Origin of the sequence: Rahnella aquatilis CIP 78.65 = ATCC 33071 (assembly GCF_000241955.1) — a bacterium.
In the GTDB taxonomy this organism is placed as follows: domain Bacteria; phylum Pseudomonadota; class Gammaproteobacteria; order Enterobacterales; family Enterobacteriaceae; genus Rahnella; species Rahnella aquatilis.
Map to the genome: position 1 here is coordinate 3,997,306 of NC_016818.1, position 15,872 is coordinate 4,013,177.

Here is a 15,872-nt window from a genome sequence, read left to right on the forward strand (position 1 = left end):
AAATCGTAACGACGGTAAATGAGGAGGTTACTTGAAGTTATTTTCCTGGGAAAACCACTGCATTCCAACCCCGGCTTTATGGAGGAGAACTGCATGCAGTACCCGCAAGGATTTTTTATTAATGACATTTTCACAGCAAATCATGAAAAATAATTTTCCTGCAGTCAGGTTCGATTTTCCTGCATAGAAATAAGTACCATTAAGTTCCTCAACTGTATCCATTCTTTTATCTTTTCGTCCCTGATGATTTTCATTAACTTATTTATTCTATTAACTGACATGCGTTATATGAAACTATAATAATCCATGTAAATATTAAAAATAACCTATACCTAAAAAGCAGAATTTTCAATTGAACCGGGTATAGAGCAGATAAGTTGAATAGATAATTTATGATTTAAAATGAATATAAAAAAGGCCTCCGAATCTGAAGGCCATTTTTTATATTCCTGCTGCCTGGGGCGTAGCCGCTCTTTACTCGTCCAGCATCACAACCTTGCCGACATACGGCAGATGACGGTAACGCTGAGCGTAGTCGATGCCATAGCCGACAACGAATTCGTCGGGGATCGGGAAACCGACGTATTCGACTTTGACGTCCACTTCGCGGCGCTCGGGTTTATCCAGCAGGGTACAGATGGCCAGAGATTTCGGGCCGCGCAGTTGCAGGATTTCACGCACTTTGCTCAGCGTGTTACCAGAGTCGATGATGTCTTCGACGATCAGCACATCTTTACCGCGAATGTCTTCGTCGAGATCTTTGAGGATCTTAACGTCGCGGGTGGAGGACATACCGTTACCGTAGCTGGAGGCGGTCATGAAGTCGACTTCGTGCGGCACGTCCACGGCGCGGCACAGGTCAGCCATGAACATGAACGAACCGCGCAGCAATCCAACCAGCACCATTTCGCTGCCGCTGTCGCGGTAGTGTTCGGTGATTTCACGGCCCAATTCGGCAATTCGGGTTTTGACTTCCTGCTCGGAAATCATGACGTCAACGCGATGTTTCATATAAAGACTAACCACCTGATTTAAGAATATTTATCGCTGTTTTTCAGAAAAACAGCGACGATATAGTGGAAAGGATTATATCAAAGAACCCGCCGATGAGTAACGCTGGCGTCGGCTGCATGTTGCAACAGGGCCAGCTAAACTTAATCGTTAGAGACAGCGATATTTTTTATCCCAAAAGCCCCATTTTTCAAAAACATAACCAGTGCATTCCGCCATTGAACAGGCATCTGAGCACCCGTAGGGCAAAAGGCAGATGTTTTAAAAGCCGTTGCACGAGAAAAACTATGATTAACAACGAAGCCGGGTTTATCGCCATTTAAAGAAGTCGATGTCGTTTTCATCTGAGCAAAATTGTTATTGATTTTAATAAGAGCAAAACCTAATGAACTTTCTTTAGAAAAACCTGATTCCAAAGCAACCGCCATATGATGCGTCATTCCTGCGGGCCTGTTCTTTAAAAAATCGGGCATGATTGAGCGCCCCCATTTTTCTCCCTCAGCCCCGGAAGCATAACGGTTCATTCCTTGCTGAGACTGGTTCGTAAGTGTTTGCTCATCTAAATGTCCCATTGAACGATCGAAAACATTCACCGGAACGAGTGAAATCATTTTTTTGGACGTATCAAGAACCCCGATAAACCATTGACCCGGGCTGGCTGATTTCCAGTCAATCAAACTCCTGCCGACATAACCCAATCCTGAGGTGCTTTCCAGCGTTTCACGTCTGTAATTCAGCACTGTGTCATTCATCGTCTTCCCCGACTAAAATAATGCGGATCCCCAATTTTTCGATGGCATCACGGTACTGACTGCTAAGCCCGCTGTCAGTGATCAGCGTATCGACCTTGCCTAAATGGCACACCACATTCGGGCTTTTGCGGCCAAATTTTGATGAATCCACCAGCAGGAAAATACGCTCAGCCGCTTTACACATCGCCTGACTGACGCCGTGAACTTCGTTGAATGTAGTGACACCACCGTCGAGATCAACACCATCTGCGCCGATAAACAGCTTGTCGAAATTGAATTTATCAAACGCGCTTTCGGCCAGACTGCCGTGGAAGGAGGAGGATTTTTTGCGATAAGTACCGCCCGGCATCAGGATGGTCTGGTCGTTATCCAGTTCCACCAGCGCATTGACGATATGCAGACTGTTGGTCATGACGGTGATGTTATTAAACTGACTGAGGAAAGGCACCATCTGCATCACGGTGCTGCCCGCATCAAAAATCAGCGAGTCGCCGTCCTGAATTTCCTGAATGGCCGCGCGGGCGATGCGCAGTTTTTTGCCGGTATTGATGTGGGTTTTACGGTCGATAGGCTGGTCGCCTTCTTCACGGCTGAGCACTACGCCGCCGTAAGTGCGGATCACTGCGCCCTCTTCTTCCAGCAGGGTGAGATCTTTGCGGATAGTGGTGCCGGTTGTGGCGAAATGCGCGGCGAGATCGTCCACCGCCGTCTTGCCAAATTGCTGCAAATGCGCCAGTATCGCCGCCTGCCGTTGCTTAGGTTTCATCACGATTTTCGCTCAAATTTTAAGATAAATTCACCGCTATCATTCTTTTTGAAAGATAATAGCTTTTAAAGTGAAAATATCATGATTTCGGTTCAATCGCTAATGATAGTGCAGTTTGAATATTCGGATCTTTCGGGAAGATCACACCTGTCATCAATTGTTCCCGGCTCATACCCTGAAGTGACGTGACCGGCTGAGGGCGGGCGAAAATCGTCAGGCCACGCAGTAAAAATCCGTCACAGACTTTTTCCTGTTTATCGAAAGCCAGCGCCATTACCACTCTCGGTTTGAAACGTCCGCCGGAACGCCCGACGCCCACCTTTCCCTGCATACACAACCTGTCAAATGCCCGGTTAAAGCGCTGCAACTGCCACCAGCCGAGCGCGATTTGTGCCACCCAGGCCAGTACCGCACAGAGTATTAATGCCGAAGTCGGGGTCATTATCTTCTCCTTTATGTCAAAAATCCGCCCCTGTAAACAGAGGCGGAACACCTCAAAACATCACCTGACCGCCGGTGATATTGATCGACTGACCGGTGCAATAAGAGGCTTTATCGCTGGCATAAAACAGCAACATATCCAGCACATCCTGATAATCGCACCCGCGTTTCAGCGGCACTTTATCGATGTAATACTGCTCCACTTCATCGGCCTTAATGCCCAGTTTTTTGGCATATTGCGGCAGTAATGACTGGAACATCGGCGATTTGAGTAAATTGCCAAGCATCAGCGAATGCACGGTAATCCCGTACTCCGCCAGATCCAGCGCCAGAGACTGCGTCAGCCCGACGCCGCCGAATTTGGCCGCGCTGTAACCGGCATTATGTTTGCTGCCCACTTTGCCGGATTTGGAATTGATCTGAATAATGCGCCCCGGAATGCGGTCGCGGATCATCAGGCGTGAAAACTCACGGGCGCAGAGAAAATACCCCACCAGATTGACCTGCAACGAGAGATCAAAATCATTGAGGGCAAAATCCGTGATGGGCGATGCCTTCGCCATCCCGGCACTGTACACCAGCAAACTGACCCTGCCGAATGTCTGATCCACCGCTTTCGCCAGTTGTTCTACACTGGCTTCATTGGTGGCATCGACAGCAAATCCGAACGCCCTTTCCTCACCAAACTGCCGGTTAATCTGCTCTGCTACCGACGCGGCATTTTTCTCATTCAGATCCGCCACCGCCACGCGATAGCCGGATTCAGCCAGCCCCTGACAGAGAAATGCGCCCAGCGTCTGCCCTCCGCCGATCACGACTGCAACCTGTTCCATAACTGACTCCTGACTCTGATAGTTAATCGATAAATTTCAATATGCTGCCCAGCGGAATATCGTCGGGCGTGGTGCCTTTGACATGTACGCTGCCGGGAAACTCCGCCTCGGCACTGCCGTCAAAACGCAACGTGATATGCCCCAGTTCGCGCAGATTTTGCATCGCCACCTCTCCCACGGCGGTCACCGGATAACGCACATCTGACAGTTCCATGTACGCGCCACGGTGCAATTCTCCTTCGGTTTTTCCGTGCTGATGAATGAAGCAATAATCCTGAATATCTGCCGGTGCGCCTTCGCGGAAGGTGATCAGCATCTGGTCGGTGAGCGCCTCGCGGGCGAAGTCACCGATGTGCGTAATCGTGGTTTGATAAATGGTTCGCATGATGACGCCTTACTGATAGATGAAAGCGGAAGCGGCCCAGGCGATAAGTACCGTCGGTGCGCCGGTCAGAAAACGGCTGACCAGCACCGAAGGCACGCCGACACGCACGGTGTCTTGTTTGGCTTCAGCCAGTGAAAGCCCGACAGGAATGAAATCGCACGCCGCCTGAGCGTTGATGGCGAAAAGTGCAGGCAGCGCCAGATGTGGCGGGATATTGCCCAGCCCGATCTGCACCCCCACCAGCACACCGATGACCTGGGCGATCACCGCGCCCGGGCCGAGGAAAGGAGAAAGCAGCGGGAAGGAGCAGATCAGCGCCAGCAACACCAGCCCGACGGGGCTTTTCGCCAGCGGCGTCAGCCCATGCGCCACCAGGTCACCCAGCCCGGAGGCCATAATGATGCCGATCAGCGCCGCCACGAATGCCATAAACGGCAGGATGGTTTTGAGCACGGTATCGATAGTGTCGCGCCCGGCCTGGAATAAAACGGCCACGCCGGAGCCCATGCCCATGCCGACTTTCGCCAGCAGGCCGTCGCTCTGTTCGGTGATTTTTTTTGTGGTGTCGTAATCACGCCCTGCCCCAGCCGGTGCGGGTTTATCCGCCGCCGTGACCGGTTCAGCGGCGTCTGCATTTTCCAGCACAATGTCATGCTCACGGACACCGGAAACATAAATGTCTTCGGTAATAAACTGTGCCAGCGGGCCTGATTTACCGGTCGAATGGATGTTAACGGTCGGGATGCGTCGTTTTGGGTAGATGCCGCAGCGCAGCGTGCCGCCGCAGTCGATCACCGCCACACCGATTTCTTCTGCCGGTGGTTCACCTTCTTTAAAACCGTCTACCGTTTCCCAGCCGGTCAGTTCTGCCAGCTTGTCGACGATCGCCGGGCGCGTGCCCGCCGTGATATACATCACTTTTTTGCCGGGCACCGCGTCAATCAACAACGGCCCACCCCAGCCACCTTCACCCCGGTTAATGCGGATCTTAACGCTCATTTTCTGCTCCGATTTTTTAGAATTGGATCTGATTAGCATGGGTTCTGTTTACAGCTGAACCTGACGATCAAGCTGGATGCCCATCTTGCGTTCGAAGATGCGGGTGGTGAGATCCGTGACCCAGCCACGGAAGAAGTTAGTCACCATGCCCACCAGGAAATAACTGACAGCCAGCGGCCCGAGCGGTAAGCCCAGTGTGGTAAGCCCGCTCGCCACGCCGAGATACACAAACAGTTCACCGGGATTGATGTGCGGGAACAGGCCGTTCATGGAATGGCAACTGTAGGAACCTGCGGCGTAATAGCTGGGTTTGTAGATTTCAGGCATAAAGCGCCCGAGGCTGAGGGTCATCGGATTACAGAAAACAAAGGTGCCTGCCACCGGTAACAGCAGATAACGTGAAACCGGATTTCCACCGCAACGCTGCGCCAGGCGTTCTATCCGCCGCTGTCCGACAAACACGATCAGCGCGTTCATGACCACCAGCAAACTGATTAACAGAGGCAGGATGCCGGTGACCATCCCGACAAACACCTCTCCCCCTTTTTGAAACAGGCCGATAAACCACCCGGCACCGTGCGTTATTATCTCGATCATCATCTTCTCCTGTAGGGATACGTGGGTTTACGCTTTCATGTTTTGTCACTCCACGCTGAAAATATAATCATTATGAATTTATATTAATTATATATTGATCACATTTTGAAAGTTTAATCTTTCAAAATGAAAGATTAATGATCATGAGGTAACGCAAGAGGAAAAGGCACGGCAAGAAGAAGGGGAGAAACTGACCGGAGGATCGTCCCGGTCAGCAGGTTTTTAGAAATGGCAGAAAGGGGATCAAAAAATGCCGGTTACCTGGATACCGTGAAACCGAGCATCATGCCGGTGTCTTCATGTTCCAGCAGATGACAGTGCGCCATATAAGCATGTTGTTTATCGGCCAGGTGGTTAAAGCGCACCAGCACTTCACTGCGGGCGCCTTCAACGCGCACGATGTCCTTCCAGCCCTGACGATGGGGCGCGACAGGCTGACCGTTTTCAGAAAGAATACGGAACTGCGTGCCATGGATATGGAAAGGATGCAGCATCATGTCGCCTTCGCCCGAAATAGTCCATTTCTCATACTGGCCTTGCTTCACATCGAAAGCAGGCACGTTCATGTCGAAGGCTTTGCCGTTAATTTTATTGCCCTGCATGAAATCATAGCTGGCAGATGATTTACTCATGTCCATCCCGGCCATGCTGCCATGACCGTCATGGCCGGCATCAGACATTCCCGGCATTGCTGCCATCTCACCGTCACCGTGATCCATGCTCATGCCTGCCATTGCATTGTGGCCGTAGCGTTTCATCAGCGCCGCCATGCCCTGCTGATCAAGCTGCGGATCCATCATCAGTTGCAGCCAGCGGGTCGGCAAATTATCCACTGAAACCAGTGCCGGGAGCGGCACCAGCGTGTCCGGCAATGAACTGCCGCTTTGGGTCAGTGTCGGCTGAATGCGCAACACCGGCAATGGTTTGTCGAACGGCGGCAGCGTCATGCCCATTTGCTTCACCGGCAACGTGACCAGATCAAAGGCTTTGCCGTCGCTGCAATCAATCAGCACTTCAAATCGCTCGCCCGTCAGCAACGGCAAATCGCTGACTTTCACCGGCTCAGGCAGGAAACCACCGTCACTGGCGATGACATACATCGGCCGCTGATCGCTGGTGGCGATATGCAGCGAGCGTGCATTACAGCCATTGAGTAAACGAAAACGTACCCAGCCACGGGAAATCCCATGCTGCGGATATACTGCGCCGTTGGTCAGCATATGTTGCCCGAACCAGCCGACGGCGGCAGTCATGACGTCCATCTGATAATCGATTTTACCGGCGTCATTCAGGCGCTTATCCTGCAAAATAACCGGAATATCATCCACGCCCCAGCGTTTGGGGATCTGTAACAGGTCACTGCTTTCATCTTCAATCAACACCAGCCCGGCGAGCCCCATCGCCACCTGATAACCGCTGGTCTGATGCGGATGCGGGTGGAACCAGCAGGTCGATGCAGGCTGATCAAGTTGCAAAGTGACTTTACGATCCTGGCCGGGCTGAATTAAGCCCTGCGGCCCGCCATCCACCTCACCGGGAATTTCCAGGCCGTGCCAGTGAACGGTGCTGGCCACATCCAGCCGGTTATTGATGGTCACGCTGACCGGTTTGCCGCGACGGATACGCAGCGCGGGGCCGAGAAGATGACCGTTTATGCCCCAGGTTTCGGTGTTCACGCCGGGCAGAAACTGGCTCTGACCGCGCTGTAATGTGAGGGTAATGGCGCTGCGGATATCCGGTTCAAGTAACGCCGGAACAGGCAATGCCGGGCGGTCAGCGGCGAGCGCGAAGCGGCTCCAGCCAGGCAGCGTAGTGGCAGCGCCCATCAGGGTCGTCCACTTCACGAAATCGCGACGGTTCATTTTTCGGTCCTTATGATGGGTGATAACCAGACGGATGGCGCAGACATGCCATAATAGTACGACAGCCTACCCCTTCCCCTAAGGGGAAGGTCAAGCGGCCCGGCGGCAAAAGAAATTTAGTGCCGCTCAGGGCAAATATGGTAACGTCCTTTTAACTGTCTGTGAGCCAAGTCTTTCTGACTTTCAATCTACAAGAACAAGAACACACCCATGAAAAAAACAACACTGTGTTTGTTATTACTGTCGCTGCTCGGTTTCTCCTCCGCCAGTCAGGCACTGAGTGAATCAGAAGCGGAAGATCTGGCGGATCTGACGGCCGTCTTCGTTTATCTGAAAAATAACTGCGGTTACGAACAACTGCCGAACACCCAAATCAAACGGGCTATCGTGTTTTTCGCGCAGCAAAACCGCTGGGATCTGAGCAATTACAACAGCTTTAACATGCAGTCGATGGGCGAAGAAAGCTACCGTGATCTGAGCGGGATCGCCGTGCCTAAACCGACAAAATGTAAGTCTCTGGCGCGCGACTCGCTGAGTTTGCTGGCCTACACCAACTGAACCCTGTCCTCCGCTTCTCAGCCGTGTGCTCCGTCATTCCGATGCCGGAGCAGGTTCTCTTTTCCCACTTCCCCCGACTTTTCGCGCCACGCCTGCCTCGTCTACACTTAACCTACATTCACCTGTCTGAAATTCAACCGTGCATGGACAGGCAGAGTTAGCTATCATGTGCGCCCATTTTTATGGCTGCGATTGATCAGGAGAAACAACGACATGTCCCGGAACTCGTCATCCAAAGAAATATGGTATGAGACGCTGCACGCCCATTTTGGCCAGTACTTCCGCGTCGATAAAGAATTATACCGTGAGAAAACCGATCATCAGGATCTGGTGATTTTCGAGAACGCGGCGCTGGGTCGCGTCATGGCGCTCGACGGCGTGGTGCAAACCACCGAGCGTGATGAATTCATCTACCACGAAATGCTGACCCATGTGCCTTTGTTCGCCCACGGCCACGCTAAAAGGGTATTGATCATTGGCGGCGGTGACGGTGCCATGCTGCGTGAAGTGTGTCGTCACCAGGGCGTGGAAGCGATTACGATGGTGGAAATTGATGCCGGCGTGGTGGAGTTCTGCCGCCAGTATCTGCCCAACCATAATGCCGGTGCGTATGATGATCCGCGTTTCAAACTGGTGATCGACGACGGCGTGAATTTCGTTAATCAGACCACCGACACCTTTGATGTGATCATCTCCGACTGTACCGATCCGATCGGTCCCGGAGAAAGCCTGTTCACCTCAGCGTTCTACGAAGGCTGTGCCCGTTGTCTTAATCCGGGCGGCATTTTCGTGGCACAAAATGGTGTCTGCTTCCTCCAGCAGGATGAAGCGGTGAACAGCCATACCAAACTGAGTCACTATTTCAGTGATGTCAGTTTCTATCAGGCTGCGATCCCGACCTATTACGGCGGCATCATGACCTTCGCCTGGGCGACTAACAGCCCGGAATATCGCCAGATGGATAACAACATATTGCAGGCGCGTTTCGACGCCGCAGACATCACCTGTCGTTATTACAATCCGGCGATTCATCACGGCAGCTTTGCCCTGCCGCAATATTTACTGAATGCCCTGTCAGCCGCGCGCTGATACTGCATCCATAAGGGGGTGAACTAAATTGCAAAAGCTGAAACTGCATGGCTTCAACAACCTGACCAAAAGCCTGAGTTTTTGTATTTACGATATCTGCTACGCCAAAACGGCAGACGATCGTGAAGGCTATATTGCCTACATTGACAAAGAATATAACGCCAACCGTTTGACGGAAATTCTCACTGAAACCTGCTCCATTATCGGTGCCAATATCCTCAACGTCGCGCGACAGGATTACGAACCACAGGGTGCCAGCGTCACGATTTTAGTGAGCGAAGAGCCGATAGATCCGCGGGATGTGGACAACACCGAGCATCCGGGCCCGTTGCCGAATTCCGTGGTTGCGCATCTGGATAAGAGCCATATTTGCGTGCACACCTACCCGGAAAGCCATCCGGAAGGCGGGCTGTGTACCTTCCGCGCCGACATTGAAGTCTCGACCTGTGGTGTAATTTCGCCGCTGAAAGCGCTGAACTATCTGATTCACCAGCTTGAATCCGATATCGTCACTATCGACTACCGTGTGCGTGGTTTTACCCGCGACGTAAACGGCGTTAAGCACTACATCGACCATTCCATTAACTCGATTCAGAACTTCATGTCGCAGGATATAAAAGCGCTGTACGACATGATGGATGTCAACGTGTATCAGGAAAATATCTTTCATACCAAGATGTTATTGAAAGAGTTCGATCTGAAGCATTATTTGTTTAATGCCAAACCGGAAGAACTCAGTGCCGCAGAGCGCCAGGAAATCACCGATTTGTTGTACAAAGAAATGCAGGAAATCTATTACGGCCGCAATCTGCCGTCAGTCTGATCAAAGCGGAATAAAGAAAAGGCCGGGCATTTATGCAATGTCCGGCTTTTTTTTGTATAGACAAATTTTGATAATGAATATTACCCCCGCCCAAAACTCAATAAGCATTACTTAAGTAAAATATATTTACGTGCAGGAATACCCGCTATACTCCTTAAGGCAAATTAACACGCTTACAGCCATTAAATATTAATTTAAGCCAAATTTTACGGCTAAAGATCTGCAAATTAAGTCAAATTATAAAAATAACATACAGACACTAAATCAAATAAAATCTATATATAACTAATAATTTAGCTTATGGAAGATCAAAAGATCGCTTTTTTATGAAAAAGCAATAAATAACTTTAACTATCCCCCTCCGGACATTAGCATCGTCTTATTGCTTACTAAGCAACCAGCTCCATCCACCCGCAAGCAGAAATAAAACATGAAAATGATTAAATTAAAGACCGTATCCAGCCTGCTGGTCGCGAGTTCTTTATTGGTTTCCGGGGTTTCCCGGGCCGGGGAAAATTTGTTAAGCAGCAATACTGAAGGGATGCGGCACTATGTGAGTTATGGTGCTGAATATTATAAGTGGGACGAATCCGTCAGTAATATGGACGGTAAATATGTTGCTGAACATGGCCCGCGCCTGCGTGTTAACTTCGGATCCAATAACTATCTCGATACCCAAAGCGGCTTATTAAAAGCCTGGGACATGAGTGTGATGTTCGGGATCGTCCGTTATAAAGGCAGTACGCTTGACGATCAGGCCAATGTGCCAAACGGATCGCTGAAGGGCAAAACCTATTACACCGGCTACAGCACGGACATGACCCGCGGCTACCGTTACCGGGCATCCGACAGCGTGTCTTTCGATATGAAAGGCGTACTCGGCGGCCAGGCATGGGTGCGAAATATCCGCTCTGACGATGTATATATTGCCTCTCAAAACACCACGCGGCAGTACACCGCCGTTGAAGTGTCTTTACAGCCTTATGCCAAAGCATCACTGGGAGCGAACTGGCAAATGACCGCAGATTCACGTCTGAGTCTGGAAGGCGGAGCGCTGTATCCGATTAAAACCTGGACGCACAGCAATCAGGGTTCGGTCTGGCTGGAGCCGAAATCCAGGCTTTCGCCATTTACCAGCCTGACCTGGAATATCAACAAAGATGTGTTTGTTAAAGCCAGTTATGTGCACCAGAAATACGGTAAGTCGGACGAGAAACAAGGTGATCTGAACGGACGCACCGTCGGCTATTATCAGCCTGCGACTACCACTTCCACTGTGGGTCTGGAAGCCGGTTTCTACTTCTGATGATTTCAGACAATAAGCGCCTCTCAAGCGGATTGTTCCGGTGTAAATAACCGGAACAATCGCTTATCTTAAAAGTCTCCTTTTCCCGAGGCTTACCTTTCTTATGGATCGTTTTGCAACACTGTCTGGCGTTCTCGCCATTTTATTGTGGAGCATGAGCGTGGCGCTCACCCGCAGTTTGTCCGAATCTCTGGGGCCCTTTGGTGCGGCCGCGTCTATTTATACTGTCAGCGGAATTTTAGTCTGGATGGTCGGTACAAAACCGACGTTGCGCGGAGAATCCGCAGCGTATCTGATCATCTGCGGTCTGCTGTTTATCTTTTATATGGTGGCGTTTTCACTGGCGATTGGTCTGGCGCATACCCGCCAGCAAACGCTGGAACTCGGGTTGATCAATTATTTGTGGCCAAGTCTGACGCTGCTGTTTGCGGTACCGCTGCTGAAATTACGCGTGCGCTGGTGGATCTGGCCGGGTGCAGTGCTGGCCTTTGCCGGTGTGTTGTGGGCGATCAGCGGCGGGCACGGGCTGGATATTCATCAACTGATACGCAATGTGCGCAGCAATCCGGTGGCCTACGGTCTGGCGCTGGGCGCAGCCGTTTCGTGGGCGCTGTATTCCAATCTGGTGCGCGTATTGTGTAAAGGCAAAGGCGTGCTGCCGTTGTTTCTGCTGGCAACCGGCGGCGTACTGTGGGTGCTTTACTTCACGTATTCCTCCAGCCGTATCAGCCTGACGCTACCCGCCATTCTTGAATTACTGGCGATGGGCGCGGTGACGGCTATTTCGTATCAGTGCTGGGATATCGCGATGAAAAAAGGCAATGCGACGCTGGTGGCCGCGCTGTCGTATTTCACGCCGCTGTCATCAATTCTGATTGCCGGATTGTGGCTGCACACGTTGCCGGGCGCCAGTTTCTGGCCGGGCGTGCTGATGGTGGTCGGCGGTTCGCTGCTGTGCTGGACCGCCTCGCGGGGCAAATAACTCAGCGGTTAGTCATCACAAAAGAACGGTATTTGGCGAGGACTTGCAAAAAGTCCTCGACGCCGCAAAATGCCAGACTCTCTTCGTCGTAATAGCTCATCCCTTCTTCAATCTCATCGCCGTCGAAATCCAGCTGATTGGCACGGATCATCACTTCATCGTCGGCTAACAGCAGCGTGTATTCATGGCCAACCATTTGCGTCTGACGTTCGCTGCCTTTCAGCCCGCTCAATGCCGCTTCGACGTTATCGAGCACGCTCAGGTCGCCCTTCACTTCTTCATTCAGCCAGTGACCGAGCACTTCATGGCCCATAGAAAAACGCACTTTGACCTCACCGGTGATGTCGCGCAAAAAATCGTAATCCATGGTGCAGTCCTCTGAAAAAATCACAATAAAAAAGGGAGCCGAAGCTCCCTTTCAACACTGGCGCAAATATAGCGATTTAGACTGCGGTTTGGAAGATCACGCCGTCAGCTTTATCGGTATATTCACTCAGCTTGTCGAAGTTCAGATAACGGTAGGTATCCACCGCCGTCTTATCCACTTCCGCCATGTAACCCAGATATTCTTCCGGCGTTGGCAGACGGCCCAGCAGGGATGCGATCGCCGCCAGCTCCGCCGAGGCCAGATAGACATTAGCGCCATTACCCAGACGGTTCGGGAAGTTACGGGTAGAGGTGGAAACGACGGTTGAACCGTCCGCCACACGCGCCTGGTTACCCATGCACAGTGAACAGCCCGGGATCTCAACACGCGCGCCGCTCTTACCAAAGACGCTGTAATAACCCTCTTCAGTCAGCTGAGCCGCATCCATTTTGGTCGGTGGCGCAACCCATAAACGGGTTGGCAACGCGCCTTTATGGCTGTCGAGCAGTTTACCCGCCGCACGGAAGTGACCGATGTTGGTCATGCAGGAACCGATAAAGACTTCATCGATTTTGCTGTTCTGTACGGAAGACAGCAGACGCGCATCATCCGGATCGTTCGGCGCACAAAGGATTGGCTCTTTGATGTCCGCCAGATCGATTTCGATCACGGCCGCGTATTCGGCATCCGCATCCGCTTCGAGCAGGGTAGGATTCGCCAGCCACTCTTCCATGCCTTTGATACGACGCTCGATGGTACGACGATCGCCGTAACCTTCAGAGATCATCCACTTCAGCAGCACGATGTTAGAGCTGAGGTATTCTTTGATCGGTGCCTGATCCAGTTTGATCGTACAACCTGCCGCTGAACGTTCTGCGGACGCATCCGCCAGTTCAAACGCCTGTTCTACTTTCAGTTCCGGCAAGCCTTCGATTTCCAGAATACGGCCAGAGAAGAGGTTTTTCTTACCTTTCTTCTCAACGGTCAGATGGCCTTCTTTGATCGCGTAGTAAGGGATCGCATGCACCAGATCACGCAGGGTGATGCCCGGTTGCATTTTGCCCTTGAAACGCACCAGAACGGATTCCGGCATATCAAGCGGCATCACGCCGGTCGCCGCAGCAAACGCCACCAGACCGGAACCCGCCGGGAAAGAAATCCCAATCGGGAAACGGGTATGGGAGTCACCGCCGGTGCCGACAGTGTCAGGCAGCAGCATGCGGTTCAGCCAGGAGTGAATAATGCCATCGCCAGGGCGCAGTGAAACACCGCCACGGTTCATGATGAAATCAGGCAGCGTGTGATGCGTGGTCACGTCAACCGGTTTAGGGTACGCGGCGGTATGACAGAATGACTGCATCACCAGATCGGCGGAGAAGCCCAGACACGCCAGGTCTTTCAGTTCATCACGGGTCATCGGACCGGTGGTGTCCTGAGAACCCACGGACGTCATTTTTGGTTCGCAATATTCGTTCGGACGAACACCGGCAACGCCACAGGCGCGCCCCACCATTTTCTGCGCCAGCGAGAAACCTTTATTGCTTGCCGCGACAGGTTTCGCAATGCGGAACACTTCGCTCTGCGGTAATTTCAGCGATTCACGGGCTTTGGTGGTTAAACCACGGCCGATGATCAATGGAATACGGCCGCCTGCACGCACTTCGTCGAGCAGTACGTCGGTCTTCAGTTCGAAAGTCGCAAGCACTTCGTCGGTTTCGTGATGACGCACTTCACCTTTATACGGATAGATGTCGATAACATCGCCCATGTTCAGGTCAGACACGTCCACTTCGATCGGCAACGCACCGGCATCTTCCATGGTGTTGAAGAAGATTGGCGCGATTTTACCGCCGAGCACCACACCGCCACCGCGTTTGTTTGGCACATGAGGAATGTCATCACCCATGAACCACAGCACGGAGTTAGTGGCCGATTTACGGGATGAACCGGTACCGACAACGTCACCCACATAGGCCAGCGGGAAGCCTTTTTTGTTCAGTTCTTCGATCTGTTTGATCGGACCGACGCTGCCCGGTTGATCCGGATGGATGCCTTCACGTTCATTTTTCAGCATTGCCAGCGCGTGCAGCGGAATGTCTGGACGGGACCAGGCATCTGGAGCCGGTGACAAATCATCGGTATTGGTTTCGCCGGTCACTTTAAACACAGTGACAGTGATTTTCTCAGCCAGTTGCGGACGTGACAGATACCATTCGGCATCGGCCCAGGACTGGAGGATTTTTTTCGCGTGCTCATTGCCCGCATGTGCTTTTTCTTCCACATCGTAGAAGTTATCAAACATCAGCAACGTGTGGGACAGCGCTTTCGCGGCAATAGGTGCCAGCGTGTCGTTATCCAGTGCGTCGATCAGCGGGTGAATGTTGTAACCGCCCTGCATGGTGCCCAGCAGTTCAACAGCTTTTTCAGGAGTGACCAACGGAGAGGTAGTTTCGCCTTTGGCGACGGCGGCCAGGAACCCGGCTTTAACATAGGCGGCTTCGTCGACGCCCGGTGGAACACGGTTAATCAGCAGGTCTAACAGTGTGTCTTCTTCGCCTTGCGGCGGATTCTTCAGGGACTCAACCAACGCTGCCATCTGTGAAGCATCAAGTGGCTTAGGGACGATGCCCTCTGCAGCACGCTCGGCTACGTGCTTACGGTATTCTTCTAGCACGACTTTCTCCTCGCTCTCATTGTCATTTATTATGCCTGGCTTCCATCATCAGCCTCGCGTCATGCCTGTAGGGACAGGGGAATTCAAGCGGTCTGATGAATCGGTGACACTGCGGGTATGGGGGTTTCTTGGTCTGAAACGATACGTCCTGAACCTGAGCACAGTGCCCTTTAGCGCCCGGGCAGCATAGCAGGATTTTGCCCGCTTGTTAATTCGTTCACATAAAAGCAACATTAAATCTTTGCTGAATCGTTGAGCACAGACGGATCGGCTGTTCATCCCGATTCGCCCTCCAGATCATCACAACAACCCTGATCATACAAGGGAATAAATGGCAGTAAATGCAGAAAAAAACACCCAAAAACCGCCCAAAAGGACGGTCGATTTGTCTCTTCGATGTGCTGGCAGATAAGTGCTTCCTGAACAG

The 15,872-nt window shown here is 51.9% G+C and carries 16 protein-coding genes and 1 pseudogene; 5 read left to right on the forward strand and 12 right to left on the reverse strand.

Annotated features, from left to right (window positions below; translation table 11 throughout):
• Positions 1 to 105 precede the first annotated feature (105 nt).
• The 10 genes and pseudogenes from RAHAQ2_RS26245 to cueO all read right to left on the reverse strand — a co-directional run.
• A pseudogene (locus RAHAQ2_RS26245) lies at positions 106 to 222 on the reverse strand (STM2901 family protein); the annotation flags it as partial.
• Positions 223 to 474: 252 nt separating this feature from the next.
• Positions 475 to 1,011 carry a hypoxanthine phosphoribosyltransferase gene (gene hpt / locus RAHAQ2_RS18145; RefSeq protein ID WP_015698621.1) on the reverse strand — a complete coding sequence of 179 codons (537 nt, stop codon included), beginning with the start codon at positions 1,009 to 1,011 and terminating at the stop codon, positions 475 to 477.
• A 143-nt stretch (positions 1,012 to 1,154) separates the two neighbouring features.
• Complete coding sequence (locus tag RAHAQ2_RS18150) at positions 1,155 to 1,763, reverse strand: hypothetical protein (protein WP_015698622.1); 609 nt, start codon at positions 1,761 to 1,763, stop codon at positions 1,155 to 1,157.
• Positions 1,756 to 2,529 (reverse strand): glucitol operon DNA-binding transcriptional repressor SrlR, encoded by a 774-nt coding sequence (srlR, locus tag RAHAQ2_RS18155; protein WP_015698623.1) that lies wholly within the window; start codon positions 2,527 to 2,529, stop codon positions 1,756 to 1,758. The genes RAHAQ2_RS18150 and srlR overlap by 8 nt, the downstream gene beginning before the upstream one ends.
• 79 nt (positions 2,530 to 2,608) lie before the next feature.
• Complete coding sequence (gene gutM, locus RAHAQ2_RS18160; RefSeq protein ID WP_015698624.1) at positions 2,609 to 2,971, reverse strand: transcriptional regulator GutM; 363 nt, start codon at positions 2,969 to 2,971, stop codon at positions 2,609 to 2,611.
• A 52-nt stretch (positions 2,972 to 3,023) separates the two neighbouring features.
• On the reverse strand, positions 3,024 to 3,803 hold the full coding sequence (gene srlD / locus RAHAQ2_RS18165) for a sorbitol-6-phosphate dehydrogenase (protein ID WP_015698625.1): 780 nt from the start codon (positions 3,801 to 3,803) through the stop codon (positions 3,024 to 3,026).
• A 22-nt stretch (positions 3,804 to 3,825) separates the two neighbouring features.
• Entirely contained in the window at positions 3,826 to 4,188 is a 363-nt protein-coding gene (gene srlB, locus RAHAQ2_RS18170) for a PTS glucitol/sorbitol transporter subunit IIA (RefSeq protein ID WP_015698626.1), read from the reverse strand.
• A 9-nt stretch (positions 4,189 to 4,197) separates the two neighbouring features.
• Positions 4,198 to 5,187 (reverse strand): PTS glucitol/sorbitol transporter subunit IIB, encoded by a 990-nt coding sequence (srlE, locus tag RAHAQ2_RS18175; protein ID WP_015698627.1) that lies wholly within the window; start codon positions 5,185 to 5,187, stop codon positions 4,198 to 4,200.
• Between the two features lie 48 nt (positions 5,188 to 5,235).
• Positions 5,236 to 5,784 (reverse strand): PTS glucitol/sorbitol transporter subunit IIC, encoded by a 549-nt coding sequence (gene srlA, locus RAHAQ2_RS18180; protein ID WP_015698628.1) that lies wholly within the window; start codon positions 5,782 to 5,784, stop codon positions 5,236 to 5,238.
• Between the two features lie 257 nt (positions 5,785 to 6,041).
• Positions 6,042 to 7,646: a multicopper oxidase CueO gene (cueO, locus tag RAHAQ2_RS18185; RefSeq protein WP_015698629.1), complete on the reverse strand. Its 1,605-nt coding sequence runs from the start codon at positions 7,644 to 7,646 to the stop codon at positions 6,042 to 6,044.
• A 210-nt stretch (positions 7,647 to 7,856) separates the two neighbouring features.
• On the opposite strand from cueO, the gene RAHAQ2_RS18190 reads away from it, so the two are divergent.
• From RAHAQ2_RS18190 to yddG, 5 genes are all read left to right on the forward strand, one after another.
• Positions 7,857 to 8,204: a YacC family pilotin-like protein gene (locus tag RAHAQ2_RS18190; RefSeq protein ID WP_013576967.1), complete on the forward strand. Its 348-nt coding sequence runs from the start codon at positions 7,857 to 7,859 to the stop codon at positions 8,202 to 8,204.
• Positions 8,205 to 8,417: 213 nt separating this feature from the next.
• Positions 8,418 to 9,293 (forward strand): polyamine aminopropyltransferase, encoded by an 876-nt coding sequence (speE, locus tag RAHAQ2_RS18195; protein WP_015698630.1) that lies wholly within the window; start codon positions 8,418 to 8,420, stop codon positions 9,291 to 9,293.
• Between the two features lie 28 nt (positions 9,294 to 9,321).
• On the forward strand, positions 9,322 to 10,116 hold the full coding sequence (speD, locus tag RAHAQ2_RS18200; RefSeq protein WP_015698631.1) for an adenosylmethionine decarboxylase: 795 nt from the start codon (positions 9,322 to 9,324) through the stop codon (positions 10,114 to 10,116).
• Between the two features lie 430 nt (positions 10,117 to 10,546).
• Positions 10,547 to 11,422 carry a hypothetical protein gene (locus RAHAQ2_RS18205; RefSeq protein ID WP_015698632.1) on the forward strand — a complete coding sequence of 292 codons (876 nt, stop codon included), beginning with the start codon at positions 10,547 to 10,549 and terminating at the stop codon, positions 11,420 to 11,422.
• A 103-nt stretch (positions 11,423 to 11,525) separates the two neighbouring features.
• Positions 11,526 to 12,404, forward strand: a complete 879-nt coding sequence (yddG, locus tag RAHAQ2_RS18210; protein WP_015698633.1) for an aromatic amino acid DMT transporter YddG — start codon at positions 11,526 to 11,528, stop codon at positions 12,402 to 12,404.
• Between the two features lies 1 nt (position 12,405).
• Here the strand turns inward: yddG and yacL are convergent, their stop codons facing one another.
• Both yacL and acnB read right to left on the reverse strand, forming a co-directional pair.
• Complete coding sequence (gene yacL / locus RAHAQ2_RS18215) at positions 12,406 to 12,771, reverse strand: protein YacL (protein ID WP_015698634.1); 366 nt, start codon at positions 12,769 to 12,771, stop codon at positions 12,406 to 12,408.
• A gap of 76 nt (positions 12,772 to 12,847) precedes the next feature.
• Positions 12,848 to 15,445 carry a bifunctional aconitate hydratase 2/2-methylisocitrate dehydratase gene (acnB, locus tag RAHAQ2_RS18220; protein WP_015698635.1) on the reverse strand — a complete coding sequence of 866 codons (2,598 nt, stop codon included), beginning with the start codon at positions 15,443 to 15,445 and terminating at the stop codon, positions 12,848 to 12,850.
• Positions 15,446 to 15,872: the final 427 nt, after the last annotated feature.